This is a genomic window from Aquabacterium fontiphilum, assembly GCF_009909205.1.
GTDB classification, from domain to species: domain Bacteria; phylum Pseudomonadota; class Gammaproteobacteria; order Burkholderiales; family Burkholderiaceae_C; genus Aquabacterium; species Aquabacterium fontiphilum.
Genome location: NZ_JAAAPN010000008.1, coordinates 120,697 through 145,451, shown reverse-complemented (window position 1 = coordinate 145,451; position 24,755 = coordinate 120,697). Strand labels below are relative to the sequence as shown.

Annotated in this window: 22 protein-coding genes; 4 read left to right on the top strand and 18 right to left on the bottom strand. The window is 67.0% G+C overall.

Translation table 11 applies throughout. The annotated features are described in order from the left end of the window. Nucleotides 1–29: 29 nt before the first annotated feature. On the bottom strand, nucleotides 30–1,820 hold the full coding sequence (locus tag GTZ97_RS11095) for an acyl-CoA dehydrogenase C-terminal domain-containing protein (protein ID WP_161650694.1): 1,791 nt from the start codon (nucleotides 1,818–1,820) through the stop codon (nucleotides 30–32). A gap of 70 nt (nucleotides 1,821–1,890) precedes the next feature. Then, entirely contained in the window at nucleotides 1,891–2,589 is a 699-nt protein-coding gene (locus GTZ97_RS11090; RefSeq protein ID WP_330863600.1) for a TetR/AcrR family transcriptional regulator, read from the bottom strand. A gap of 273 nt (nucleotides 2,590–2,862) precedes the next feature. On the opposite strand from GTZ97_RS11090, the gene GTZ97_RS11085 reads away from it, so the two are divergent. After that, nucleotides 2,863–3,429, top strand: a complete 567-nt coding sequence (locus GTZ97_RS11085; protein ID WP_161650692.1) for an HNH endonuclease — start codon at nucleotides 2,863–2,865, stop codon at nucleotides 3,427–3,429. Nucleotides 3,430–3,446: 17 nt separating this feature from the next. Here GTZ97_RS11085 and GTZ97_RS11080 read toward each other — a convergent pair whose 3' ends face one another. Both GTZ97_RS11080 and GTZ97_RS11075 read right to left on the bottom strand, forming a co-directional pair. Next, nucleotides 3,447–4,052, bottom strand: coding sequence for a TetR/AcrR family transcriptional regulator (locus tag GTZ97_RS11080; RefSeq protein ID WP_161650691.1), 606 nt, complete (start codon nucleotides 4,050–4,052; stop codon nucleotides 3,447–3,449). Between the two features lie 38 nt (nucleotides 4,053–4,090). Then, nucleotides 4,091–5,671 (bottom strand): alkaline phosphatase D family protein, encoded by a 1,581-nt coding sequence (locus GTZ97_RS11075; protein ID WP_161650690.1) that lies wholly within the window; start codon nucleotides 5,669–5,671, stop codon nucleotides 4,091–4,093. 138 nt (nucleotides 5,672–5,809) lie between these two features. Between GTZ97_RS11075 and GTZ97_RS11070 the strand changes: the two genes are divergently transcribed. Next, nucleotides 5,810–6,553 carry a PhaM family polyhydroxyalkanoate granule multifunctional regulatory protein gene (locus tag GTZ97_RS11070; protein WP_161650689.1) on the top strand — a complete coding sequence of 248 codons (744 nt, stop codon included), beginning with the start codon at nucleotides 5,810–5,812 and terminating at the stop codon, nucleotides 6,551–6,553. A gap of 23 nt (nucleotides 6,554–6,576) precedes the next feature. Then, the gene (locus GTZ97_RS11065) at nucleotides 6,577–7,875 is read left to right on the top strand and encodes an FIST signal transduction protein (protein ID WP_201748256.1); all 1,299 of its coding nucleotides are present in this window, start codon (nucleotides 6,577–6,579) and stop codon (nucleotides 7,873–7,875) included. Between the two features lie 25 nt (nucleotides 7,876–7,900). Here the strand turns inward: GTZ97_RS11065 and GTZ97_RS11060 are convergent, their stop codons facing one another. The 14 genes from GTZ97_RS11060 to GTZ97_RS10995 all read right to left on the bottom strand — a co-directional run bounded on the left by GTZ97_RS11060 (nucleotide 7,901) and on the right by GTZ97_RS10995 (nucleotide 22,893). After that, on the bottom strand, nucleotides 7,901–8,614 hold the full coding sequence (locus tag GTZ97_RS11060; protein WP_161650688.1) for a GntR family transcriptional regulator: 714 nt from the start codon (nucleotides 8,612–8,614) through the stop codon (nucleotides 7,901–7,903). A gap of 6 nt (nucleotides 8,615–8,620) precedes the next feature. Then, a complete protein-coding gene (gene hpxZ / locus GTZ97_RS11055) occupies nucleotides 8,621–9,031 on the bottom strand; it encodes an oxalurate catabolism protein HpxZ (RefSeq protein ID WP_161650687.1) in 411 nt (136 codons plus the stop codon). Further along, nucleotides 9,028–10,911 carry an allophanate hydrolase gene (gene atzF, locus GTZ97_RS11050; protein WP_161650686.1) on the bottom strand — a complete coding sequence of 628 codons (1,884 nt, stop codon included), beginning with the start codon at nucleotides 10,909–10,911 and terminating at the stop codon, nucleotides 9,028–9,030. The genes hpxZ and atzF overlap by 4 nt, the downstream gene beginning before the upstream one ends. A gap of 48 nt (nucleotides 10,912–10,959) precedes the next feature. Next, nucleotides 10,960–11,628 (bottom strand): cysteine hydrolase family protein, encoded by a 669-nt coding sequence (locus GTZ97_RS11045; protein ID WP_161650685.1) that lies wholly within the window; start codon nucleotides 11,626–11,628, stop codon nucleotides 10,960–10,962. Next, on the bottom strand, nucleotides 11,625–13,328 hold the full coding sequence (locus GTZ97_RS11040; RefSeq protein WP_161650684.1) for an ABC transporter ATP-binding protein: 1,704 nt from the start codon (nucleotides 13,326–13,328) through the stop codon (nucleotides 11,625–11,627). The genes GTZ97_RS11045 and GTZ97_RS11040 overlap by 4 nt, the downstream gene beginning before the upstream one ends. A 32-nt stretch (nucleotides 13,329–13,360) precedes the next feature. After that, nucleotides 13,361–14,170 carry an ABC transporter ATP-binding protein gene (locus tag GTZ97_RS11035; RefSeq protein WP_161650683.1) on the bottom strand — a complete coding sequence of 270 codons (810 nt, stop codon included), beginning with the start codon at nucleotides 14,168–14,170 and terminating at the stop codon, nucleotides 13,361–13,363. 343 nt (nucleotides 14,171–14,513) lie between these two features. Continuing rightward, nucleotides 14,514–15,290, bottom strand: a complete 777-nt coding sequence (locus GTZ97_RS11030; protein WP_161650682.1) for an ABC transporter permease — start codon at nucleotides 15,288–15,290, stop codon at nucleotides 14,514–14,516. 15 nt (nucleotides 15,291–15,305) lie between these two features. Then, nucleotides 15,306–16,295, bottom strand: coding sequence for an ABC transporter substrate-binding protein (locus GTZ97_RS11025; RefSeq protein ID WP_161650681.1), 990 nt, complete (start codon nucleotides 16,293–16,295; stop codon nucleotides 15,306–15,308). A gap of 168 nt (nucleotides 16,296–16,463) precedes the next feature. Further along, nucleotides 16,464–17,159, bottom strand: a complete 696-nt coding sequence (gene biuH, locus GTZ97_RS11020) for a biuret amidohydrolase (RefSeq protein WP_161650680.1) — start codon at nucleotides 17,157–17,159, stop codon at nucleotides 16,464–16,466. After that, a complete protein-coding gene (locus GTZ97_RS11015; protein ID WP_161650679.1) occupies nucleotides 17,156–18,202 on the bottom strand; it encodes a formamidase in 1,047 nt (348 codons plus the stop codon). The genes biuH and GTZ97_RS11015 overlap by 4 nt, the downstream gene beginning before the upstream one ends. A gap of 30 nt (nucleotides 18,203–18,232) precedes the next feature. After that, nucleotides 18,233–19,165 (bottom strand): ABC transporter permease, encoded by a 933-nt coding sequence (locus GTZ97_RS11010; protein WP_236651148.1) that lies wholly within the window; start codon nucleotides 19,163–19,165, stop codon nucleotides 18,233–18,235. Continuing rightward, nucleotides 19,162–20,271, bottom strand: coding sequence for an ABC transporter permease (locus tag GTZ97_RS11005; protein ID WP_161650678.1), 1,110 nt, complete (start codon nucleotides 20,269–20,271; stop codon nucleotides 19,162–19,164). The genes GTZ97_RS11010 and GTZ97_RS11005 overlap by 4 nt, the downstream gene beginning before the upstream one ends. Nucleotides 20,272–20,283: 12 nt before the next feature. Beyond that, nucleotides 20,284–21,402, bottom strand: a complete 1,119-nt coding sequence (locus tag GTZ97_RS11000) for a BMP family ABC transporter substrate-binding protein (protein WP_161650677.1) — start codon at nucleotides 21,400–21,402, stop codon at nucleotides 20,284–20,286. A 207-nt stretch (nucleotides 21,403–21,609) separates the two neighbouring features. Beyond that, nucleotides 21,610–22,893 carry a pectin acetylesterase-family hydrolase gene (locus tag GTZ97_RS10995; RefSeq protein WP_161650676.1) on the bottom strand — a complete coding sequence of 428 codons (1,284 nt, stop codon included), beginning with the start codon at nucleotides 22,891–22,893 and terminating at the stop codon, nucleotides 21,610–21,612. A 222-nt stretch (nucleotides 22,894–23,115) separates the two neighbouring features. Between GTZ97_RS10995 and GTZ97_RS10990 the strand changes: the two genes are divergently transcribed. Then, nucleotides 23,116–24,684: a methyl-accepting chemotaxis protein gene (locus GTZ97_RS10990; protein ID WP_161650675.1), complete on the top strand. Its 1,569-nt coding sequence runs from the start codon at nucleotides 23,116–23,118 to the stop codon at nucleotides 24,682–24,684. The last annotated feature ends 71 nt before the right edge of the window (nucleotides 24,685–24,755 follow it).

Genomic DNA, 24,755 nt, shown 5'->3' with positions numbered 1-24,755 from the left:
GCGACCGCCTCCCTTGACCTGTCTTTGTATCAGAACAGGGCTTCTTCCATTTCCATCAGCGGCTTCAGGCCAGCCTTGGCGGTGATCATCGCGGTCTCGACCTCGGGCAGCAGCTTGGCGAAGTAGAAGCGGGCCGTGGCCAGCTTGGCGGCGTAGAACTTGTCACCCGAGCCTTGCTTCTCGAGGGCGATCTTGGCCATGCGGGCGAAGAAGTAAGCGTAGACCATGTGGCCAACCACGCGCAGGTAGTCGACAGCGGCAGCGCCCACTTCGTCAGGGTTCTGCATGCCCTTCATGCCGATCTCCATCGTGAAGGCCTGCACCTTCTGGCCGAGATCGGCCAGGGGCTTGGTGAACTCCTGCATGGCTTCGTTGTCGGCGTTTTCCTTGACGAAGCGGCTGATCTTCTTGCCGAAGGCCGTCAGCTTCGCGCCGGCATCGCCCAGCACCTTGCGGCCCAACAGGTCCAGCGACTGCACGGTGTTCGTGCCCTCGTAGATCATGTTGATGCGGGCGTCACGCACGAACTGCTCCATGCCCCACTCGTGGATGAAGCCGTGGCCGCCGAAGACTTGCTGGCAATGGCGGGTGGCTTCCCAGGCGTTGTCGGTGATGAAGGCCTTGACGATCGGGGTCAGCAGCGCCACGGTGTCGGCGGCTTCCTTGCGGACAGCCTCGTCGGGGTGGTTGTGCTCCTTGTCCAGCTCGATGGCGGTGTAGTACACCAGCGCACGGGCGCCTTCGGCATAGGCACGGGCGATCAGCAGCATCTTGCGCACATCGGGGTGCACGATGATGGGGTCAGCCGGCAGGTCAGTGCGCTTCGGGCCAGACAGCGCACGCATCTGCACGCGGTCCTTGGCGTAGTTCACGGCGTTTTCGTAAGCCACTTGGGTCAGGCCCAGCGACTGGTTGCCCACGCCCAGGCGAGCGCCGTTCATCATCACGAACATGGCAGGCAGGCCGCGGTGGGGTTGACCCACCAGCGTGCCGACGGCGTCTTCCAGCACCATCTGGCAGGTGGCATTGCCGTGGATGCCCATCTTGTGCTCGAGGCCGCCACAGTAGATGCCGTTGCGCTTGCCCAGCGAACCATCGGCGTTGACCAGGAACTTGGGCACGGCAAACAGCGAGATGCCCTTCGAACCAGCAGGGGCGTCCGGCAGGCGGGCCAGCACCAGGTGGACGATGTTGTCGGCCATGTCGTGCTCACCGGCCGAGATGAAGATCTTGGCGCCGGTGATCTTGTAGGTGCCATCGCCCACGGGCTCGGCCTTGGTGCGCAGCAGGCCCAGGTCGGTGCCGCAATGCGGCTCGGTCAGACACATGGTGCCGGTCCATTCGCCCGAGGTCAGCTTGGGCAGGTACATGGCCTTTTGCTCGGGGGTGCCGTGCACTTCCAGACAGGCGTGAGCGCCGTGGCTCAGACCGGGGTACATGGTCCAGGCCTGGTTGGCCGAGTTCATCATTTCGTAGATGGCCTGGTTGACCAGCTGGGGCATGCCCTGACCGCCGTACTCGGGGTCGGCCGAGAGGCCAGACCAGCCGTTTTCGGTGTACTGCTTGTAGGCTTCCTTGAAGCCGTCGGGCGTCTTGACTTCGTGGGTTTCCTTGTTGAGCACGCAGCCTTGCACGTCGCCGACCAGGTTCAGGGGAGCGATGACCTTGGATGCGAACTTGCCACCTTCTTCCAGCACCGCGTTGACGGTGTCAGCGTCCAGATCGGCGTACTTCGGGATCTGCTTGAGTTCGTCAACGGCGCCCAGCAGTTCGTGCATCACGAATTGCATGTCGCGCAGCGGGGGGGTGTAAGAAGGCATCGTGAAGCTCCTCGGTCAAAAAGACACGTTTACAAGAAAAACCTGATCTCGTCGGCCAGGCGATGGGGGGTCAACAAGAGGCCAGGGGGGCAGAGACCCCCCCGAAGCCGGCCGCACCCGAGGGCGCAGCCGATCCAGTCGGCTTCGATGGCGCCCCCGCAGCATAAAACTGCAGGACACGCTCGAAGGCCGTACGCGCCCGTTCCACCGCGCCCGCCGAGCGCAAAAAGCGCGCGTCGTGGTGCAGCGACAGGATCAGGCCATGGATTTCGAACAACATTTGCATCGGATCGGTGTCGGGGCGAAGGTGCCCAAGGTCGACCGCCATGCGAATGGCGCGGCCCAGCGCGCCGTGCCACATCAGCACCATGCCGGCCAACGCGTCGCGCACCGGGCCCGGGCGGTCATCGAACTCGACGGCGCCACTGATGTAGATGCAACCAGAATCGATTTCGGTGGCCACCTTGGCCACCCAGTTGTCAAACAGGGCGCGCAGCCGGGGCAGCCCACGGGGCTGGCGGATGGCCGGGCGGAACACCTCTTCTTCAAACCGCTCGTGGTATTCGCGGATCACCGAGATCTGCAACTCTTCGCGCGAGCCGAAGTGGGCGAATACGCCCGACTTGCTCATGCCCGTGACCTCGGCGAGCGCGCCGATCGACAGCCCTTCGATGCCCATCTGCGAGGCCAGGTTCAAGGCGGCCTCCAGAATGGTGGCACGGGTCTGCTGGCCCTTGTGCGGCCCGCCGCGGCCACGCTCGCGCACCACCTCGGCGGCGGGACGGGCATCGTGGGGCAGAAGATCAGACACAGGCTGGCCTCGAATAAAACGAACGGTCGTGCTATTTTGCAGAAAATGATGGCGTCTGTGTGACCGTCTGGCAAGTTTTTTTTGAGACTTTCTGCAGCGCGGCGCACCCACGACCCCAGCTTGCCGCAGGGCGCCCTGTGGTACGGACACCGCGTCCAGGTGGTCGACGGTTGAGTCTGTCACACAAGCTGCTCTATGCTGTGGCATCGCTTTGTCCTCCGAGGAGGGAGCATGGACGTGCTGCAGCTCGACGTGTCAGGCCGTCCGCAGGCTTGGCTGTCGGCCAAGGAAGCGGCGGTCCTGTATGCCACAGACAGTGTCGCGTGGACACTGGGAGACCCCTGCATGGTGTTGCGCGGCGGCGTACAGCGCCGCACAGGCCGGCCGTCGCGACTGGAATTGCACCCCATCATCGCGGTGCATGGCGCGATTCCCAGCCGAGCCTGGCGCACCCAGCCCAGCCTGTCGAATGCCAAGTTGTTCGCCCGCGACCGGCAGGTGTGCGCCTACTGTGGCGGTCACTTCGCGCTGGATGACCTCACCCGCGAGCACATCGTGCCGACCTCGCGCGGCGGCAACGACTCCTGGATGAACTGCATCACGGCCTGCCGCAGCTGCAACGGCCGCAAAGGCAACCGCCGGCTGGATGAACTGGGATGGTCGTTGTTTTACCTGCCCTACGTGCCCAGCCTGCACGAGGACATGATCCTGCGGGGGCGGCGCATCCTGGCCGATCAGATGGAATTCCTGCTGGCCAGCGTACCGGCGCACAGCCGGCTGCGCAAGCGCCTGAACTGAGGCGCGCAACCCGCCGCTCAGCGGCGGCTCAGACCGTCAAAGGTGGTCGACAGCACCCAGTCGATGATCTGTTCGGTGCTGTGGCCGCCCGCTCTGAGCACGGGCAATACCGGGTCGCAAGCCCGCGCAAACAAGGTGTAGAGCACCACCTCGGGTGGCACGGCGTCGTTGAGCTGGCCGTCTGTCTGGGCCTGGGTGATCCAGGCGCCCAACCGTTCGCTCACCCCGATGAGCTGGGCCATGTAGTCTGCATCAGCCACCAGCGCCGCGCGCAGCGTCGAGTTCTGCGACGGCAGCGAAGGCATCTCGCCGGCCAGTTGCACCTCCATCGTCCAGCGCGCCACGGCACGCAGGCGACCCAGTGCGTCCGCCGGGCCCTGCTCGGCGATCCGGTCCAGTTCGGCCAGGGCCCGCGTGAGCAGGCGCTTCATGGCCGCTGCAGCGAGCGACTCCTTCGAATCGAAGTGCTTGTAGAGACTGGCCTTGGCAATGCCGACTTCGGCCGCCACCTCGTCGACGGTCATCAGGTCAAAGCCCTTTTCAGCCAGCAGGCGATTGACCGCGTCGACGATGGCGTCTTCGCGGGCCTTGAGAACCTGTTGCTTGAATGGAAGGCGAGGCATGGGGAGATTGTACGGACTGCGCCGGGCCGACACGACGGTCAGGCCTTGACAGGCCCCGGTCGGCCACGCAACACCTCGTAGCGCGCCTGGACATGAAAACGAGCGTCCGCCCGAACCGGGTGCGGTGTGGCCCGAAACTCACACAGCAAGCGCTCGGGCGTGAGATCGAGCAGCGCATAGCCGCGCTGGTCGCTGCGGCAGTGCAACAGATCCGGCTGGTGGCGGCGGATGTGACTGGTGGCCCACTCGCTCAGGCCCCGGCTGGTGACGGAGCTGGTCACGAACTCGCTGGCCACGATGGGCGAGCCAGGGTCCAGCGGGTCGTGGCGCAGGTTCGCGGCCACGTGGCGGTGGACGTCACCCCCCAGAAACACCACATCCTGCACGCGCGGCTGCGCGATGGCCTCCATCAGCCGGCGCCGGGCTGCCGGAAAGGCATCCCAGCCGTCTGCGTACAGCAGTTCGCCCCATGGCCCGGGCATCGGGGAAGGTGACAGCTGCGTGGTCTGCAACACCAGCTTCCAGGCGGCCGCGCTGCCGGCCAGGCCCTCGGCCAGCCAGTACTCCTGCGGCAGCCCCATGGGACTGCGTGCCTCGTCTTGCGCGGCGTCACAGCGCCACAGCAGCTTGCGCCCGAAGGGGCTGAATGTGTCCTGGCATGGCGGCGTATCGCGGAACTGCCGGGTATCGAGCAACCAGAGGTCAGCCAATCGACCCCATGCGAAGCGGTCATACAGCGGCAGGGCGCCATCCACCGGCGCGCGGTGGGGCGAGACGGGCAGGTGCTCGAACCAGGCCTGGTAGGCGGCCGCGCGGATGGCCGTGAAGGCCTCCGCATCATCGATGTCCGGCGCCCAGTTGCCCGCGTAGTCGGAGATCACGTCGTGATCGTCCCAGACGAGCAGCCAGGGATGGGCGGCGTGGGCGGCGCGCAGATCGGGGTCGAGCTTGTAGCTGGCGTGGTGGACGCGGTAATCCGACAGCGCGCGCCGGTCGGGCATGTGCTGGCTGAGCGTGCGCACACGGGCATAGCCCGGCTGCCGGCTGGTGTAGATGTAGTCGCCCGCGAACAGCACAATATCGACATCCGCACGCGCGATGTCCCGATGCACGGTGAAGTGCCCTTGCTCGTAGTGCTGACAGGACGCCAGCGCCGCCCGCAGGCGCCGGGGGTGGCTGGCCGGATCCGGCGCCGTGCGGGTGCGGCCGACCGGGCTGCGCGCGCCGCCTGCCTCGAAGCGGTAGTGGTACTCGCGGCCGGCCGTCAGGCCATTGACGAGCACATGCACGCTGTGAGCGCTGTCGGGCACGGCCAGGCGCTCACCGCTGGCGACCACGTCGCGGAAGCCCGAATCGCGGGCCACTTCCCAGCGCACGAGCACCGGACGCGCGGGCATGCCGCCATCAGGCTGCATGGGGCGGGGCGCCAGGCGCGTCCACAACACCACCGAATCGTGGCGCGGCTCGCCACTGGCCACCCCCAGCGTGAACACCTCGGCCGGCGCGCGCCAAGGCGCGGCGGCCTGGCCTTGCGCGCCCACCTGGGCCGCCGACCAGCGGTGCCACGCGAGCAGGGCGGCCGCGCGGCTGAGTTGCCGTAAGAGTTCTCGTCGTTGCATGAAGGCGCCGATTATGCTGCGACCGCCACCCGCCGCCGGGTCTTGCGGGCCCGCGCTGGCCGGGACATGGCAGATGGCCGCACAATGCACCATCGAGCAGATGGGCCAGCGCCAGGCCCTGGCCAGGAAGGAGCCGACATGACAGACCGCCCCCACTCCACCGCCCCCAGCGCCGAAGCGCCGGATGCCTCGCAGGCGTTTGCCAACCTGGGCGCCGCCAGCATCGGCCTGTTTCAGGACTGGCTCAAGGCCGCTGGCAGCGCCATGCCCAATCTGCCGGGCGCCGCGGCAGGCGGCCCGGCGTCGCAGGCCATGGGCACCATGGGGGCATGGACGCTGCCCACACTCGACCCGCAAGAACTGGACAAGCGCATCCAGGACCTGCGCACCGTGCAGTTCTGGCTGGAGCAGAACGCGCGCATGATTGCGATGACCATTCAAGGGCTTGAAGTCCAGAAGATGACGCTGGATACGCTCAAGGGCATGAACGTGTCGATGGACCAATTGCGCGAGACACTCAAAGCGCAGGCCGACACCCTCCCTGCCTCGTCTGCGCCTGCGGGGGCCGAATCTGCAGAAGACACGGTCGGCGAACAAACGGGCGATGCACCCGCGCCAGCGGGCGCTGAGCTGATCAACCCCATGCGCTGGTGGGACACGCTCACCCAGCAGTTCACGCAGATGGCCGCACAGGCGGCGCAAGCCACTCAGCAGGCGACACAGCAGGCCGAGGCAGCGGCCACCCGCAGGCCCGAGGGCGTAAGCAACCCCTCCACATCGACCGCCCGCAGTGCACGCCCCGCCTCAGGCAGCGCCGCCCGCAAGCGCGCCACCCCCACCTCCGCCTCGGCGCGCGCCCGCAAGCCGGGTAACGCGCGCTGATGCCTCACGGCCCCACCTGACCCATGGCCTCCCCTTCGCACGCCCTCGGCCTGCGCTTTCTTCAGGCGCACGCGACGCATCCCCAACCGGACCTGGCGCTGGAACTGGTCTGGGCCCAACTGGCCTCGCAAGGCGCCGAACGGATGGACGCCACCCTGGGCTGGGTCTATCTCAGCGACGAACTCGGCCACGGCGCCGAGCAAGTGCTTCAGGGCTTGCGCAGCCGCCTGCCCGGCGTGGCCTGGGTGGGCGCGGTGGGCGCAGGGGTGCTGGCCACCGGCGTGGAGTACATCGACGAGCCCGCGCTGGCGGTCATGCTGTGCAACCTGCCCGCACGCGACTTCCGCCTGTTCCACGGGCGCCGACCTTTGCCGGCCTCAAGCCATGTCAGCGCGTTTGGGCTGGGCGTCATGCGGCCGACTGGCGCCAGCGCGGAGTTTGTTGCGCATGCGGCGCAGGTACATGCAGACGGACAGACGCCCGACATCCAGGAGTTGCTGCACGAACTGGCCGACCGCACCGCGACGGGCTACCTGTTCGGCGGGCTCAGCGCCGGCGATCACAGTCGCCTGCACCTGGCGTACGACCCGTCAGAGACGCCACAGGAGGGTGCCGACCGGCGCCCCGGCGACACAGCTTCCGGGCTGTGGCAAGGCGGGCTGTCGGGCGTGGCGTTCCATGAGCGCGTGCGGCTCGTCTCGCGCGTGACGCAAGGTTGTACGCCGGTGGGTCCGCAGCGCGAGGTGACGGGCTGCGAGCGCAATGTGGTCTACGAACTCGACGGGCTGCCCGCCTTGACCTGCCTGCTGCGCGACCTGGGCGTCTCCACCGATGTCACCCATCCCCAATGGCAACGCGAGGCGCTGCCCCGCGTGCGCGCGACCCTGGCTGGCCTGACCGACTCTGGCAGCGACATGATGAGCCACGGTCGGCACTTCGGCGCCAGCACACGGGTCAGGCACTTGGTGGGACTGGACCCGCATCGCCTGGGTGTGGCTTTGAGCGACTGGGTCGAGCCGGGCATGCAACTGGCCTTCTGTCAGCGCCATGTTCAGGCTGCCCGACAAGACCTGGTGCGCATTTGCGCCGAGATCCGTGAAGAGTTCGACCCGGTGGAGCACCCGGGTAGCCGACCGGTCGGCGCCGTCTACATCAGCTGCGCCGGCCGTGGCGGCCCGCATTTCGGTTCGCCCAATGCCGAGATGGAGATCGTGGCCCACGCGCTGGGCGATGTGCCGCTGGTGGGGTTCTTTGCCGGCGGCGAGATCGCCCGGCAGCATCTGTATGGCTACACCGGCGTGCTGACGGTGTTCGGCGCCTGACCCGGCGTTGCTGGCGCCATTGGCTTCAGCCCTGACTTGCGGCGATGCGCTGGCGCGCCTGATAGAGCATGTCGAGCGTGATGTGACGCACCTCGAGCTTGCTTTGCTCGATGTGGGCGCGCAGCAGGCGCTGGGCCTCATCGGTGCGCCGCCGGGTGATGGCGCGCAGGATGCGGGCATGCTCGTCATACGTGGCCTCGACGCGGGCCACCTTGGTGAAATCGAGCCGACGGATGATGCGGATGCGCTCGGTGATGTCTTCGTGCACGCGCACCATCTCGTGGTTGCCCGTGGCCGAGACCAGCGCGGTATGAAAGGCTTCGTCGAGCCGGTCAACGGCCACGAAGGCCGTCTGGCGCTCGCCTGGCGGCACCAGCCACGTGTCGGCCAGGTCTTTCAGAGCCGGGCGGTCTTCCATCTCGCACAGGCGCGCCACCGCGTGCGCCTCCAGCAGCACGCGCAGATCGTAGAGCTGGTCGAAGGTGTCGAAATCCAGCGGCGCGACCTGCCAGCCGCTTTTCGGGAACACCAGCAGAAAGCCTTCGCGCTGCAGGCGCTGTAGCGCCTGGCGCAGCGGCGTGCGGCTGACCTGCACACGGTTGGCCAGGTCGCTCTCCGAGAAACGCTCGCCGGGCAGCAACTGAAAGTCGAAGATCAGCTGCTTGATCTGCGCGTACACCCGCTCGGCCAGCGTGATGGCGGGCAAGGCGGCAGATGGGGATGGCGAGACGAGTTCCATGCGCGATCAGGGGCTGCAAGAAGGAGGCCAGGGCAGCATGCTGACATGGGCCGAGACGATTTTCCATCCCTCATCCAGCCGAACCCAGGTCTGCGTCTGAAAACCGCGCAGCGGCGTGTCGCTGCGCGTGAACTCACACATGGCCACGGCCATGTCGACTCCGAAGGCCGTGATGCGCACATCGTGCAGCTGGCGCGTGAACGTCGGCGCCGGCACACCGGCCCGATAGGCCACCAGCTCGGCATGCCCCCACTGGCGATCGGCAATCCCGTAGCGCGTCACCTGCGGGCTGCACCAGAAGAAGGCATTGAGCGCATCGATGTCGTTGCTCATCAGTGCGTGCTCATAGGCCAGGAACAGGGCGGTCACCTCGGCGACGACCTCGGGCTGCTGGATCTGTGGCGCGGCGATGCTCATGCGGTCTGCTCCTGGCGGTGGCGGATGTAGGCACGCCAGCCGCCGAAGTGGCTGATGTCTTCGGCCCCGGCCAGACCGGCCGGCTCGCAGATGAAGCCCTTGACCCAGCTGCCATCGGCCAGCTCGACCGACCCCAGCCCCAACGGGGGCGGGATCAACGCCAGAAACGAGCCGATGGCCGACTGCGGCACGGCATAGACCTCCAGCGCGATGGCATGGCCCAGCGCAGGGTCGTCGTCGGGCGACAGGCGCGCCAGCCCCGGCTTGGGCGGCACGGTGCCCGGCAGCGCGAACAGGCGGTAGTGGGGAGCGGTCTGCGTGGTGGCCAGCAGCCGCGCGTGGCGCTCGACGAGTTGACTGTGCAGGGGCATGCCGCTGAGGTGGGCGCCAACCACCGCGAGTGCCAGCGTGGGCTCAGCCCGAAGCGGTGGCGGCTCCGCCAGATCCGAAGGGGCCGGCGGTGGCAAGGCGCAACCCAGCGCGGCAGGCTGCCGCGCCTGCCAGTTGCGCTGCCAAGCCAGGCCCAGGTCCAGCAGGGCCGCATCGGCGCCGGGGGGGCCGATGAAGGTCACACCAAAGGGCAGGCCTTCGGCCGTGAAGCCGGCCGGCATGGCCAGCGCGCTCCAGCCCAGCAGGTTGACGAAGTTGGTGTAGGTGCCCAGCAGCGCGTTGCGCGCCACCGGCTCGGCCTCGACGCTGGCCACAGTCGGGTGCGTGGGCGCGGTGGGCACCATCAGCACGTCGATCTGCTGCCACAGTGGTGCGAGCTGGGTAGCCAACTCGCGCAGACGGTACAGACCGCGGAACGCATCGACGGCCGAATGGTTCGACGCCGACGCGATGATCTCGCGCACCGTGGGGTGCAAGGCATCCGGCTGCGTGCGGATGAAGGCATCGATGGCCGCATGCCGCTCGGCCACCCATGGACCGTCATACAACAAGCGCGCCACCTCGAACAAAGGCGCCATGTCGACCGGCACCATCTGCGCGGGCCATGCCGCGCCCTCGGTCGTGACCAGCGTCTCGCAATGGCCGCGTGCAGCCTCGAAGGCCTTTGCATAGGCGGCGTCGCCATCGAACACCGGCACGGCCGGGATGCCCACACGCAGGCTGCGCGGCAAGCGGGCCGGCCCGGGCGCATGCGGGTTGAAGCAGGGCTCGCCGGGCCGCAGCCCATCGATCTGCGCCAGCACACGGGCCGCATCGGCTGCCGTCAGGGCGAACACGCTGACGCAATCCAGGCTGCGACAGGCCGGCAACACGCCGTGGGTGGAGACCCGGCCCGGCGTGGGCTTGAGCCCGACCACGTTGTTGAAGCCGGCCGGCACACGGCCTGAGCCCGCGGTGTCGGTGCCCAGCGCGAACGGCACCTCGCCCCGCGCCACCACCACGGCCGAGCCCGAGCTGGAGCCGCCGCTGACATGCGCCGCGCTGAAGGAGGAGCGCGGCGCGCCATAGGGTGAACGCACGCCCACCAGGCCGGTGGCGAACTGGTCCAGGTTGGTCTTGCCCACGAGGATGGCGCCTGCGCGCTGCAGGCGCTGCACCACTTCGGCCGTCTCGTCGGGTTTGTAGGCAAACGCGGGACAAGCAGCCGTGGTCGGCCAGCCGGCCACATCGATGTTGTCCTTGACCGCAAACGGCACGCCGTACAGCGGCAAGGTATCGGGCGACTGGCCAGCCAGGGCGTCGAGCTGCGTCTGCAACTGCGCGGCGGTCGCGCGTGCGATCCATGCGGCGTCGCTGGCGGGCAGGGCCTGCCACCGATGCCAGAGGTGGGCCAGCACAGCTGCGGGCGTCAGGCCCTCACGGTAAGCCGCCAGCAAGCCCGCAATGGTGTGCGGCACGGTGGCAGGGGAAGGCAGATCGAAAAAGGTCATGAGACGGCTCGTTGACGCGTCAGAAGGTAAGGAGAACAGACCGCGGCGTCAGGCATGCAGCGCATCCAGCAAGGCCTGGCTGGGCGCCGTCCAGCCCACGATGGCGCCTTGCGCGCGAATCATGGCCAGCGTGGCATCCTTGAAAGCGGGAAAGTAGCTCGCTGTGCCGTCTTCGACCAGCAGGCAGCTGTAGCCACGGTCATTGGCTTCGCGCATCGTGGTCTGCACGCAGACCTCGGTGGTCACGCCCATCACCACAAGGTGCGTGATGCCCTTGGCCTGCAAGGCCTCGTTGAGCGGCGTGGCATAGAAGGCGCCCTTGCCCGGCTTGTCGATGACCAGTTCGCCATCGATCGGCGCCAGTTCGGGCACGATGGCGTGGCCCGGCTCACCGCGGATCAGCACCCGGCCCATGGGCCCCACATCCCCGATGCGCAAACTGGGCTGGCCGCGTTCGCGCTTGGCCGGCGGGCAGTCCGACAGGTCGGGCCGATGACCCTCGCGCGTGTGCACCACGAAGCCGCCCGCATCCCGCCAGGCCTGCAGCACGCGCTGCACCGTGGGGATGATGGCCTGAAGGGGCACGACATCGTTGCCCAGCGAAGCCCCGAAGCCGCCCGGTTCGACGAAATCGCGCTGCATGTCGATGATCAGCAGCGCCGTCGTCGCCAGATCGAAGGGGTAGCCGAAAGGTTGCGCAGCAACGGTGCGGGTCATGCGGCCTCCTGGGTGCGCGCGGCTCGCGCGCTGTCACGTGCACCCTCAGGGGCGGGAGCGTGATCGTTGACGTGATCGTGTGCGTGGCCTCCCATGAAGGTGCCCAGCACATGCCGGTCGGCCTGCTCGGCCGCACATTCATGGACGATGCGGCCTTCGCTCATCACCACGATGCGATCGGCCAGTTTCAGCAGCTCGTCGAGGTCTTCGCTGAGCAGCAACACCGCGCCACCCTGGTTGCGCACGGCCAGGATGCGGGCATGGATCTCAGCCACAGCGGCAAAGTCCAGCCCGAAGACCGGGTTGGATACCAGCAGCACGTCAACCTGGCCATCGAGCTCACGTGCCAGCACGGCGCGCTGCACATTGCCCCCTGACAGCGAGCGGATGGGCGCGTTCTCGCCCTGCGTCTTGACTTTGTAGGCGGCAATCAGCGCCCGCGCCTGCTCGCGCAGCACGCCGCTGCGCAGCCAGCCTGCCCGGGCGGCAGGCGCCTGATCGAACCGCCGCAGGCCGATGTTCATGGCCACGCTCAGGTCGCCCACGCAGGCATTGCGCAGCGGCTCTTCCGGCAGGCTGCGCACGTTGAGGCGCTGGTTCTGGTCGCGCCGCGCAAGGTAGCGCTCATCGCCGATCCACACCGCGCCAGCGGCGCGCTCACGCTGGCCGACGAGCGCCTCCATCAGCTCGCGCTGACCGTTGCCCGAGACACCCGCCACGCCCACGATCTCACCTGGTCGAACTGCCAGCGACAAGCCCTGCACGGCCATCTCGCCGCGGTCGCCGGCCACGGTCAGCCCTTCGATGCGCAGGCGTGGGGCACCGTCCGGCACCGGCGGGCGAGCCAGGTGCGCGGCCGGCCGCGTGGCTTCTTCCGAAGCTGCACCAGCCTCAGCCGGGTCGGCTGGCTTGACTGGTTCTGCCTCCTCGGCCGAGGCGGGCTTGGTCTGCCCCATCATCTCGGCGCCCAGCAACGCAGGCGTGGTATCGGCCACGCGGTGGCTGCCCATCAGGGCCCCACGGCGCAACACGCTCACATCGTCGGCCACCTCCATGACCTCGCGGAACTTGTGCGAGATCATGATCACCGTGACCTCGCCTGCATGGGCGCGATCGCGCAAGGCGCCAAGCACCTCATCGGCTTCCTGTGGCGTCAGCACCGAGGTGGGCTCGTCCAGAATCAGCAGCCGCGGCTGCAGATAGAGCTGCTTGAGGATCTCGAGCTTCTGCTTCTCGCCGGCCGACAGGTCGGCCGGACGGGCATCGAGGTCGAGCCGGAAGGGGGTGGTGTCCAGAAAGGCCTGCAGCTCGCGCCGCACCTGCCGCCAGTTGACCACCGCCGGCAGCTCGCCCTTGGCCAGCAGCAGGTTCTCGGCCACAGTCATGCCGGGCACCACGGTGAAATGCTGGTAGACCATGCCGATGCCCAGTTGCCGTGCAACCACCGGCGAGCCAATGGCGTGCTCACGGCCATCGATCAGCACGGCGCCGTCATCGGGTAGGTGGTAGCCCACAATGGCCTTGACCAGCGTGCTCTTGCCCGCGCCGTTTTCGCCCAGCAGTGCGTGCACGGTGCCCGGGCGCACCTCGATCGACACGGCATCCAACGCGGTGAAGCTGCCAAAGCGCTTGGTGAGCCGGTAGGTCGACAGCGCGAGGGCGCCGGTCTTGCGGGCAACGGGGTCAAGCGGGGCGGTCATGGCGGGCTCCTTGTCGCGTGGCGCAGCAGGTCTCAGGCCTTCATCTCGCGCCGGAACACTTCCAGCGTGCGGCTCTTGACGCGGACAAACTCGGGATCGGCCATGGACTCGGGCACCCGGGGCCGCGGCAGCGTGAACGGCACGATCTCGGCGATGCTGGTGGGCCGCCGGGTCAGCAACAGGATCTCGTCGGCCAGAAAGACGGCGTCCTCCAGGTCATGCGAGACGATGACCATGGTGGTGCCGGTGGCCACATGCGCCTCTTGCAGCTTTTCGCGGATGAACAAGGTCATCTCGAAATCCAGCGCCGAGAAGGGTTCATCCAGAAACATGATCTCAGGACGCGGGGCCAGCGAACGCATGATGCACACGGTCTGCTGCTGGCCACCTGAGAGCTCATACGGGTAACGGGCCAGATCGAAACGGATCTCGAACAGCGCGATCAACTCGTCCACCCGCGCCTGAACCTCGGCTTCCTTCATGCCCTGTCGGCGCAACGGGTAGGCGATGTTGTCGCGCGCCGTGATCCAGGGAAACAACGCGTCGCGGTAGTTCTGGAAGACGTAGCCGATCTTGGTTTCCTTCAGCGTCTTGCCGTCGAACAGGATCTCGCCTTTGTCCAGCGGGATGAGCCCGGCGATCATGTTCATCAGTGTGGACTTGCCACAGCCGTTGGGGCCGAAGATGGAGACGATCTTGCCGCGCGGCAGGTCGAGGTTGAAGTCGGTATAGAGCGGCGCACCGGCAAAGGATTTGTACAGACCTCGCACAGTGACATGGGGGCGCTTGTGGGCGCCGGATGTGGGGGCGTCTGCGGGTGTGGGGGCGAGGACGGCGTTCATGGTGTGGTGGTCCTGTTGTTGGACGACTTCGGCGCGGGTAGGCGGCTCCAGCGACTGGGGTACACGGCTGCGCTCATGTCCCCCGGCCCGCGCTGCGCGCGTGCCTCCTCCTTTACTTCGCTACGCCGTGCACCCCAGCCGCTGGATCCTCCGAAGGTGGCCCGCGCCGGTTCTTGAACACCCCCTACCCCCAGCTTCCAGAGTGCTGCAGGGTGGGTCGCGCGGGTGCCCAACTCAGCGAAGTAAAGGAGGAGGTCGGGCGCAGCCCGGCCGGGGGACATGAGCAGAGTTGGGCACCCGCGCGGCCCAGCACGCGCAACCAACTCGGAAGCAACCACATCCCTCATGCTTTGCCACTCCAGTGCACGATCCGCTTCTCGATCAGCAAGAACATCAGGTTCAGAAAGTAGCCCAGCGCCCCGGTGATCAGGATGGACGTGTACATGTCCTTCACGTTGAACACCTGCTGCGCATCGATGATGCGGTGCCCCAGCCCGTTCTCGGAACCAATGAACATCTCGGCCACGATCACGATCACCAGCGACATCGACACCCCGGTGCGCAGGCCCACGAAGGTCTGCGCCAGGCTCTCCATCAGCATCACGTCCTTGAAAACGTGCCAGCGGCTCACCCCCATGATCTGCGCGGCCATCACGCGCGTCTTCTTCGCGTTCATCACCCCATAGGCGCTGTTGAACAACACCAGCAGCACCGCGGCGAAAGCCGCAATCGCGATCTTGTTGTGATCCGAGATCCCGAAGATCAGCATGAACAGCGGGATCAGCGCCGACGACGGTGTGGAGCGAAAGAAATCGACCAGGAACTCCACGCTGCGGTAAGCATTCACCGACGAACCCAGCATCACCCCCAGCGGCACGCCGATGGCCACGGCAATCCCGAAAGACACCAGCGTGCGGTACACCGTGGCGAAGAAGTCTTCGGCAATGTCGCCGGTGACCGTCACCTCCCACAGGTGCGCCAGCGTCTCGGCAGGCGGCGGCAGCAGCACCGGCCGGATCAGCTTCATCGTGATCACCAACTCCCAGATGCCAAAGAGCAGGAGCGGGCCCACCAGCGGCAACAGTCGCGGGTCGAAGAGGCGATCCAGCAAGCGGTTCATCTCGCGTCCTTTTTCTCAAGCCGTGTAGATCAGCGGCTTGACGGGCACGGGGCGCGAGAAGATCTTGCGCTCGGTGAACACGTCGAAGAACTTCTGGAAGTAGCCCAGGTCGGACTCGGTGAACTCGTTGTACAGCGTGAAGCCCGCCAGCGGCACCTCGTTGACCAGCGACGGATCGATGGACGTGAAGCCGTCCAGATGCTGCCGCACCTGCGTGGGGTTCTTGCGCACGAAATCGACGGCACGCGCGTAGGCGGCCACATAGCGGCGGGCCAGGTCGGGCTGCTCTTTCAGGAAGGTGCTGGTCACGCTGGCCGAGCCGCCAAACCACGGTGCATCGGCATTGCCCAGGATGTACTTGCTGATGACACCATTTTCGAGCACGCGGGTGAGTCCGCGCAGGCGTCCCGCTGTGCCGGTAGGCTCCAAGGTATAGACCGCATCCAGCTGCCCGGCGGCCAGCGACGGCACGTGCTGACCAATGGGCAGCTCGACCACCCGCGCATCGGTCACCCCGTTCTTCTCAAGAATCAGCTTGGTCAGCGTCACGTTCTGGATGCCCGGGCCCGATCCCACGCGCTTGCCCTTGAGCTCGGCAATCGACTTGATCGTGCTGTCGATGGGCACGACGAACTGGTCCAGCACCAGCTTGTGGTTGGAGGGGTTCGAGCAGATGATCTTGAACAGGCCCGGCGAGGTGATCTCGGCCAGCGCGAGCACAGCCGACGCCGTGCCGTTGGCCGAGCCGTGGATGCGGCCGGTGATCATGGCCTCGGCCACCTGCTGGGCGCTCTGGAACTTCACGCCCTCCACGTTGAGCCCGGCCTCCTTGAAGATGCCGCGCTCGAGCCCGGCGTACAGCGGCAGGCCCGACGCAATCGGCCAGTAACCGATCAGGATCTTGTCGCTCTGCGCCTGTGCGCGGGGCAAGGTGCCGAGCGCCGCCATGGCCGCAGCGGCTTGCAGCACATGGCGACGGTGGGCACGGAAGGAAGAATCAGACATGGGGCGAGCCTTTCAACGGATGCGATGAGCCAATGCAGAGAGCGTGCAGCGAGGGCGCGGCGGACAGACCGGGTGGTTGTATTCTTTCTTGTATACAAGCAAGGTGTGTGCCCGTCCTGCAGGGGCGGTTGTGCGCGCCTTCGGTGCACCACGCACGCCCGAGCGCGCTCACCACGTGCGCAAGACCCGCATCACCGCCGCGGAGTCGGCCACGGCGCCGAACACGCCGCCCTGCATCTTGATCATCTGGAACGCCGCCGCATGGTTGCCCGGGTCGGTCGCGCCCGTGCAGTCGGTCAGCATCACGCACTCGAAGCCGCGGTCGTTGGCATCGCGCATCGTCGTGTGCACACACACGTCGGTGGTGATGCCGGTCAGGATGAGGTTGCGGATGCCACGGGTGTGCAGGATCAGCTCCAGGTCAGTGGCATAGAAGCTGCCCTTGCCCGGCTTGTCGACGATGGGCTCACCGTCGATGGGGTAGAGCTCGGGAATGATGTCCCAGCCGGGCTCGCCGCGCACCAGGATGCGGCCGCAGGGCCCCACATCGCCGATGCCCACGCCGTTGGTGCCGATCTGGCGCGAGCGCCAGCGCTTGTTGGCCGGCAGGTCGCTCAGGTCGGGCCGGTGACCCTCGCGGGTGTGGATCACATGCATGCCCACACGCCGCGCCTCGGCCAGCAAGGCCTTGATCGGCTCGATGGGCGCGCGCGTGGCCGTGATGTCGTAGCCCATCTTGTCGACGTAGCCGCCCACGCCGCAGAAGTCGGTCTGCATGTCGATGATGATCAGCGCCGTGTTCTCGGGCCGCAGGTCGCCGTTGAACGGCCAGGCATAGGGCTGGGAATCGATGGTGGTGTTCATGCGGCATCCTTCAGGCTGGGAGCGGCCGGCGCGGCCAGCAGATTGGGCGCCTCGCCGCCAAACACACGCGCGGGCGGCGCAAAGCCGCACGACGTGCCATCGGTGTGCACCACCGCGTCTTCCCATGGCAGCCGCGCGCGACCGGCCACCATGTCCTGCATGAAGGTGTAGGGGCAGTCCTGGGCCCCGCCCTTGACGGCCACATAGCCCCTGTGGAAGAACTGGTAGATGTTGTTCTCGACACCCCAGTGCACACGCGCCTCGCGCACCAGATCGGCGCGGATCTCGGCGCACACAATCTCGTCGGGCCGGCCACCGCCCTGGGCCATGACCGTGCCGTCGAAGTTGCAGACCATGGCCTCGCCCATCGAATCGAAGGTGCCATCGCTGCCGCACAGGCACACACTGGCCGTGACCATCAGGTTCTGGAAGGCATTGGCCTGGTTGGTGATCTGCCATGCGTGGCGGATCGGTGCCGTGTAGCCGGCCGTGCGGATCATCACCTCGGCCCCTTGGTAGGCACACTCGCGCGCCATCTCGGGGAACATCCCATCGTGGCAGATGATGAGGGCCAGCTTCACACCCTTCGGGCCGGTGATCACAGGGATGCCCATGTTGCCCGGCTCCCAGGGCTCGACGGGCACCCACGGGTGGTACTTGCGGTAGTACAGCTTCAACGCGCCCTGGTCGTCGATGATCAGCCCGGTGTTGTACGGGTTGCCGTCGGGGTTCTTCTCCATGATCGAGAAGCAGCCCCAGATCTTGTGCGCCACACAGGCGGCCTTGAAAGCCGCCACCTCGGGGCCATCGAGCGTGACCATCAGCTCGTCGGCCGTGTTCATGCTCAGCCCGTGCAGCGCGTATTCCGGGAATACCACCAGATCCATGCCCGGGTAGCTGCGGCGGGCCTTGCCCACCATGTCGACGATGCGCTGTGTCTGCGCGGCCAGCTGCGCCGGCGTCTCCACCACCGGCAACTGCAGCTGCACCAGCCCCAGCACCATGCCCGAAGGCGTCTTGTTCAAGCCAGCCAGTCCACTCACGTGTGTGCTCCTTTCAGTGATGGCGCGGCCTCAGCGGGTCACGCCCAGCTCCATCGGTGCGCCCTGCAACGACCGCTTGGGGCTGCAGGTCCAGATCAGGATCAGCAAGGTCAGCGCATACGGCATGGCGTTGAACAGGTGGTAGCCCCAGCCCACGCCCACCGACTGCAGCGCCGGGCCCAGTGCCCCCGCCCCGCCGAACAGCAACGCCGCCCACAGGCAGGCCACCGGGCGCCAGCGCGCAAAGATCACCAGCGCCACGGCGATCAGCCCCTGCCCGCTCGACAACCCTTCGTTCCAGCTGCCCGGGTAATAGAGCGACAGCGAGGCGCCCCCCAACCCCGCGATGAAGCCACCCAGCGTGGTGGCCCACACGCGCACCGCGTTGACCGAGTAGCCCAGCGCCCGGGCCGCATCGCTGCTGTCGCCAGCCATGCGCACGATCAGACCCCAGCGCGTGTTGGCAAAGGCCCAGGCCATCACCAGCGCCAGCACCACGCCGATGGGGAACAACGCATTGATGCGCAGGGCCGCCTGGATCTGCGGCGAATCGCTCCACGCGCCCAGCTCCAGCGACGGAATCTGTGGCGCCTGCGGCTGGATCAGCGGCTTGCCCAGGTAGAAGGCCAGCCCGGCGCCCAGCAGCATCAGCGCGATGCCGGTGGCAATGTCGTTGACACGTGGCAACGAGCACAGCAGGCCGTGCAGCATGGCCAGCAAGCCTCCCGCCACCGCACCCAGCCACACGCCCACCCACACCGACCCACTGAGGTAGGCGCCGCCGAATGCCGCCATGGCCGACAACACCAGCACGCCTTCCAGGCCCAGGTTGATGCGCCCTGATTTCTCGGTGAGGCATTCGCCCAGGCTCACGAACAGAAAGGGCGTGCCCACCCGGATGGCGCCGCCCAGCACCGCAAGCAGCACATCGCCCATGTTGCCCAGCAGGCTGACTTCGCTCATGCCGCGCCCTCCTGTTTCAATGGCGCGCCAGCCACCGCCGGCGCGGCAAGCGGCCTGCTCGCGGCACGCACCTGCCACCAGTCCCCGAGCCGACCACGCCAGGCATCGCTGGCCAGAATCAGCACAAAGGCAAAGCCCTGCAGCACGAGCACCGAGGCATCGGGCAGGTCCAGGCGGCGCTGCAGCAGGCTGCCCGCCGCACCAAAGCCGCCAAACAGAATGGCCACCGGCACGACGGCAAACGGGTTGTGCCGCGCCACAAAGGACACCAGGATGCCGGTGTAGCCCAGGCCCACGATCAACGACGCGTTGGCCGAGTGATGAACGGCAGCCACCTCGATGCCCCCCGCCAGCCCCGCCCCGGCCCCACCCAGCGCGCACGCGGTGATCACCAGCCGGTGGCTGGGCAAGCCGACCAGGCGCGCGGCGCGCGCGTTGCCGCCCACCACACGGGTGGCAAAGCCGTGCGTGCTGCCATACAGCCACACGCCGGCCAGCACACACATCACCGCGCCCCACACCAGCCCCCAGTGCACGTCGTAGTCGCCGATGAGGCCGAGTTGGATCTCGGGCATCAGCGGCAGGGTCGAGGGCTTGTTGAGGCTTTCGGGGTCGCGCATCGGGCCTTCCACAAAGTGCTTGAACAGCCCGATGGCCAGGTAGCCCATGAGCAGCGAGGCGATGGTTTCGTTCACCCCGCGGTACTGCCGCAAGGCACCCGCCAGCGCAATCCAGGCGGCGCCCGCCGCGGCGCTGGCCAGCAGCACCAGTGCGGTGCCCAGCCAGCCGGCGGGCGGCGCAAACAGGTAGGGCAGGCCCGCACAGGCCAGGCCACCCAACACCAGCGCGCCCTCACCGCCAATCACCATGAGCCCGGCGCGGTAGGGAATGGCCACGCACAGCGCCGTCAGCATCAGTGGGGCCGCGCGCTGCAAGGTGTTCTGCCACGAGAAGGCATCGCCAAACGCCCCCTTGAACAGCAGCACCCAGGCTTCGACCGGGTCGGCGCCGCCCACCCACACAAAGCCGCCGAACAGCAGCACCGCCCCGGCCAGCGCCAGCACGGGCAGCACGACGGCATCGAACAAGGCAGGCCAGCGGCTCATGGTGCAACCCGATCAGATCTTGCCGATCACGCCTTCGACCAGGTAGTTCATCTGCTCAAGCACCACATCGGTCTGCTTGACCGTCGTGCCCCTGGCGATGACGACCTTGCCGGTGTTGTCCTTGAGCTCGCCCTTGAAAATCTCGAACTGGTCCTTGAGCATGGCCGCTTTGATGTCGTCGGCCTGCTTGCGCGCGCCTTCGGGCACCATGGCGCCATAGGGCGATGTCTTGACATAGCCTTCCTTGAGGCCGCCGCGCAGGAAGTTGGGGTGCGGCTTGCCCGTCATGGCCGCCTCAACGATCTGCTTGTACGGTGTCACCCAGTTCCACTCGGCCCCCGTCAGGTAGGCGTTGGGCGCCAGCTTGGCTTGCGAGGCGTGGTAGCCGCAGACGAAGCGCCCGCGACGGGCCGCCGTCTCGACCACTACCTTGGGGCCGTCCACGTGCATCGTGAACACATCCACGCCCTGGTCGGCCAGGCTGTTGGTGGCTTCGGCTTCCTTGACCGGCATCGACCAGTCACCCGTGAAGATCACCGAACAGGTGATGTCGGGCTTGACCGACTTGGCGCCCAGCGTGAAGGCGTTGATGTTGCGCAGCACCTGCGGAATGGGCTTGGCTGCAATGAAGCCGATCTTCTTCGACTTCGTCATGTGGCCGGCGATCACGCCGTTGAGGTACTGGCACTCGTCGATGTAGCCGAAGAAGCTGCCCACGCTCTTGGGGTGCTTGGTCTCATCCCACAGCCCGCCGCAGTGCGAGAAGCGCACGCCGGGGTTCTTCTTGGCCACCTCCAGGATATGGGGGTTGAAGTAGCCGAACGAGGTGGGGAACAACAGCGTGGCGCCGTCTTGCGAGATCATGCCCTGCATGGTCTTTTGCACGGCCTGCGTCTCGGGCACGTTTTCTTCGCCCACCATCTTGACGCCCGGCATCTTGCGGATTTCCTGGGCCGCCTCGAAGTGCGACTGGTTGTAGCCGAAGTCATCCTTCGGTCCCACATAGATCATCCCGATCGTCAGCGTTTTCTGGGCCCAGGCCGGCAGGCCCACCCCGCCCAGGGCCAGTCCCGCGCCGGCAGCGCCGACATTTTTCATCCACGACCGACGATTCCATTGATCCAGCGACATGCGCATCTCCTTGCACCAGCGTGTTGCACAACCCATCTCCGGCGCACCGCTTTCGGGCGATCGCGGCCGGTTGATGTACAGGCTTGTATACAAGCAGAAGCCGTGCCAGTTGACCGGGGCGTCGACAACAAAAAAGGCGACCCGAGGGTCGCCTTGTTGGAGAGACACGCGGTGAGCCGCGCGTGCCGGCAGCGCAGAGCCGCCGGATCAGCCGCCTGTCAGCATCTTGCTGATCGACTCCCACCACGAGCCGCTGCCGGCGGACTGGGTGTTGGGCTCGGTTTCATAGGCCTTGATGATCTTGTCCTTGCGGCTGAGCAGGTTGTCGAGGAAGACCTCGACCGAGCGGTGGCGCTCGGGCGCCTTGATCTCGGTGCCGTCGAAGCCGACGAGGGTCAGGCAATGCGAGCCGATGAAGTTGCGCTCATAGGGCACGTAGTAGCCAATGTTGGCATACGGCTTCATGGCATCCGTCCAGGTCTTGACCTCGGGCTTCCACTTCGCCAACAGCATGGCCTTGCGTTCGGCAGCCGGCGCGGCGGCGATCTCCGGGTAAAAATCGCGGTACGAGAAATCCGAGTAGATCGAGTCCTGCTGGAACACGGCATAGCCGAAGCGGTCTTGCGGATACACCTCGGCCATGGCGGTGGTCAAGGAGCCCAGGTTGTTGGGGTCACCAAAGCCCGGATAGCGTGACATCAGCTTGTTGACCAGCCCCTCGGGGCCGTCCAGCCCCCACGCGACGCGGATCTTCTCGTGCAGGCGCAGCGATGGCGCTTGCTCGGCTGTGGCGCCTCGGGGCGCCTGCATCAGCGGGCCGGAGTCGGCCAGCAGGGTGGCCGCCTTGGGCCGCACGATGTCGCGCAGCACGCCGTAGTTGCTGGTCGAGCCGGCCCCGCCAGCCGAGAAGCCGGTCACCAGCAGGTGCTCGGGCTGGCGCATGTTGCCCGCCATCCAATTGGCCAGGGCCTCGGCATTGCGCGCACCGCGGTGGTAGTAGGTCAGCGCGGGCTTGGCCGGATCTGCGTCCGGGTACACGGCCACCTTGTTGCCCGTGTGCACATCGCCCGTGCAGTAGGGCACGTAGACGATGTTCCAGCTCTGCGTCTGAATGGCGTTGAACGGGTGCAGGCGCGCCGTGAACGGCGTGATGATGCCGAACGCCGCCATCGACAGTGTGGACATGTAGTTGGCCGGCACCCCATTCGGGTTGGAGGCGCCCAGCAACCCGCCTTCGCCCTGGCAGTTGCCCTTGGCCCAGCAGGCGCCGCCGCCTTCGAACATGACGACCGTCTTGGTCGTGAACGGCGTGCGGTTCACGAACACGCGGTAGGGGGTGCCGTTGCCGCACGATGCGCCCGACGCGGCGGGCAACTCCACGGCTTCCCATTTGAAGTAGCTCTGGGCCATCGCGGCGCCACTGACACACAGGGCCAGCGTCGCCAGCGCGCTGCGGGCCAGCAGCCGTGGAGGTTTGAACGTGTTGCGCATGCTGTCTCCGTCGAAAAGTGTCAGCAGTGTGCCCCGCGCGAACCGCGCACAATTCATCGAATTCCATTAAACGCCATCGTTTACCCTCCACCTGTTCCAGGGGTGCGAGAGGAACTGCCTCGTTTCCTCCCGGCATTTCGCGCCACCAAGTGGCAACGCGGGGCGCCAACATCAGGCACCACCGCCCCCTGCTGGGTGCGGTTGCCATTCGGGAGTCGGGACATGTGGAGCATGGAGCGACTGCGGCACGCCCGCATCGATCACCTGGTGATGGGCCTTCTGGGGGCCAATGTGGTGCTGGCCGCCGTGATCGGACAGTTCTACGGCGTATGGACCACCGCCCTGGTGTGGAGTGCCCTCAGCCTGCTGCCCGCCGGGGCGGCTCGGCTGCTGTCGACACGCCCCTTCACCCGCCGGATGGGTCTCGCCGTGTCGCTGGTCATGCTGGTGGCGCTGCAAATCCACCTCTCGGGGGGCTCGCTCGAGTTTCACTTCAATGTGTTTGTCACGTTGAGTGCCCTGCTGGCCTACCGCGACTGGCGACTGATCGTGTTCACGGGGGCGTTGTTCGCCGTACACCACCTCGTGTTCGACAGGCTCTTGGCGGCCGGCATCGGGCTGTACTGTCTCAGCGAGCCCAGCCTGGGCCGCATCCTGATCCATGCCGGCTTCGTGGCAGCGCAATGTGCCTTTCTGACCTTGCTGGCCACCTTGATGCGGCAGGAGCTGCGCGCGGCCCGCGAGGTCGAAAGCATGGTCAACAGCCTGGGCGTCGCCGGCCCCATCCAGTTGCAGCCGAGCGACTGGACAGAACACACACCCACTGCCAAGGCGCTTGCCCGCGCCCTCGCGCGCATGCGAGAGACCCTCGTGCAGACCCATCACACGCTGGACTGTGTGGCGGGGGCCAGCATCCAGGTCACCGACAACAGCGCCGCGCTGCAGGAGCGCACCACGGCCATCGCCCGCGACCTGGGCGACGCCGCCATGTCGCTGGAACAGATCGTGGTCATCGTGCGCAGCAACAACGCTGCGGCCGCCGAGGCCAAAACCATGGCCAACGAGGCAGGCGAGCTGGCTGATCAAGGTGGGCAACTGGTGGGCCAGGTCGTCAGCAAGATGGATGACATCGCTCAGTCATCGAGCCGCATCACCGACATCGTCAGCGTCATCGACGGGCTGGCTTTTCAGACCAACATCCTGGCCCTCAACGCCGCTGTCGAGGCGGCACGCGCCGGCGAACACGGCAAGGGCTTTGCCGTGGTGGCCAGCGAGGTGCGCAACCTGGCGCTGCGCAGCGCCACGGCAGCGCGCGAGATCAAGGAGCTGATCGACGCCTCTCGGGCCACCGTGTCAGACGGCACCGCGCTCGTGCACCGCACGGGCGACACCATCCAGACGCTGGTGGCCAGCGTGCGCCGGGTGGGCACCCTCTTTCAGGAACTCAGCAGCGACGCATCCGACCATGCGGACGGGCTGCACGTCGTCACCGAGGCCATTGGCGGCCTGACGCGCGACACGCAGGGCAACACCGCGGTGGCCGAGCAGTCCGCACAGGCTGCCGTGACCCTGCACCGGGAGGTGGCCCGCCTGGTCGAGACCTTGAAGGCATTCGATGTCGGCGCCCTCGACCCGCAGTCGAGCCAGCCCGCGGCAGGCGGGGCCCCAGCCGCAGGTTCCACAGTCGACGTCGTCGCGGGCCCCGGCCACCCGCCACACGCGATTTCACCTGCGCAACTGGCTGGCCGCCTTGGCCCCCTGGCGCCCACCGCCAGCGTCGAGTTCTTCTGAACCCAGAAATGCACCCGCCTCCCCCCAGGCTGAGGGGGATGAGCCGAGACAAACCCACAAAACCCGTTGCG

What these genes read in the sequence shown, in the direction of transcription:
- hpxZ (WP_161650687.1), bottom strand. Translation starts at nt 9,031, where the DNA reads ATGAGCATCGCCGCGCCACAGATCCAGCAGCCCGAGGTCGTCGCCGAG.
- GTZ97_RS11000 (WP_161650677.1), bottom strand. Translation starts at nt 21,402, where the DNA reads ATGTCGCTGGATCAATGGAATCGTCGGTCGTGGATGAAAAATGTCGGC.
- GTZ97_RS11035 (WP_161650683.1), bottom strand. Translation starts at nt 14,170, where the DNA reads ATGAACGCCGTCCTCGCCCCCACACCCGCAGACGCCCCCACATCCGGC.
- GTZ97_RS11095 (WP_161650694.1), bottom strand. Translation starts at nt 1,820, where the DNA reads ATGCCTTCTTACACCCCCCCGCTGCGCGACATGCAATTCGTGATGCAC.
- atzF (WP_161650686.1), bottom strand. Translation starts at nt 10,911, where the DNA reads ATGACCTTTTTCGATCTGCCTTCCCCTGCCACCGTGCCGCACACCATT.
- GTZ97_RS11085 (WP_161650692.1), top strand. Translation starts at nt 2,863, where the DNA reads ATGGACGTGCTGCAGCTCGACGTGTCAGGCCGTCCGCAGGCTTGGCTG.
- GTZ97_RS11070 (WP_161650689.1), top strand. Translation starts at nt 5,810, where the DNA reads ATGACAGACCGCCCCCACTCCACCGCCCCCAGCGCCGAAGCGCCGGAT.
- GTZ97_RS10990 (WP_161650675.1), top strand. Translation starts at nt 23,116, where the DNA reads ATGTGGAGCATGGAGCGACTGCGGCACGCCCGCATCGATCACCTGGTG.
- GTZ97_RS11005 (WP_161650678.1), bottom strand. Translation starts at nt 20,271, where the DNA reads ATGAGCCGCTGGCCTGCCTTGTTCGATGCCGTCGTGCTGCCCGTGCTG.
- GTZ97_RS11010 (WP_236651148.1), bottom strand. Translation starts at nt 19,165, where the DNA reads ATGAGCGAAGTCAGCCTGCTGGGCAACATGGGCGATGTGCTGCTTGCG.
- GTZ97_RS11060 (WP_161650688.1), bottom strand. Translation starts at nt 8,614, where the DNA reads ATGGAACTCGTCTCGCCATCCCCATCTGCCGCCTTGCCCGCCATCACG.
- GTZ97_RS11040 (WP_161650684.1), bottom strand. Translation starts at nt 13,328, where the DNA reads ATGACCGCCCCGCTTGACCCCGTTGCCCGCAAGACCGGCGCCCTCGCG.
- GTZ97_RS11080 (WP_161650691.1), bottom strand. Translation starts at nt 4,052, where the DNA reads ATGCCTCGCCTTCCATTCAAGCAACAGGTTCTCAAGGCCCGCGAAGAC.
- GTZ97_RS11045 (WP_161650685.1), bottom strand. Translation starts at nt 11,628, where the DNA reads ATGACCCGCACCGTTGCTGCGCAACCTTTCGGCTACCCCTTCGATCTG.
- GTZ97_RS11030 (WP_161650682.1), bottom strand. Translation starts at nt 15,290, where the DNA reads ATGAACCGCTTGCTGGATCGCCTCTTCGACCCGCGACTGTTGCCGCTG.
- GTZ97_RS11025 (WP_161650681.1), bottom strand. Translation starts at nt 16,295, where the DNA reads ATGTCTGATTCTTCCTTCCGTGCCCACCGTCGCCATGTGCTGCAAGCC.
- GTZ97_RS11075 (WP_161650690.1), bottom strand. Translation starts at nt 5,671, where the DNA reads ATGCAACGACGAGAACTCTTACGGCAACTCAGCCGCGCGGCCGCCCTG.
- GTZ97_RS11065 (WP_201748256.1), top strand. Translation starts at nt 6,577, where the DNA reads ATGGCCTCCCCTTCGCACGCCCTCGGCCTGCGCTTTCTTCAGGCGCAC.
- biuH (WP_161650680.1), bottom strand. Translation starts at nt 17,159, where the DNA reads ATGAACACCACCATCGATTCCCAGCCCTATGCCTGGCCGTTCAACGGC.
- GTZ97_RS10995 (WP_161650676.1), bottom strand. Translation starts at nt 22,893, where the DNA reads ATGCGCAACACGTTCAAACCTCCACGGCTGCTGGCCCGCAGCGCGCTG.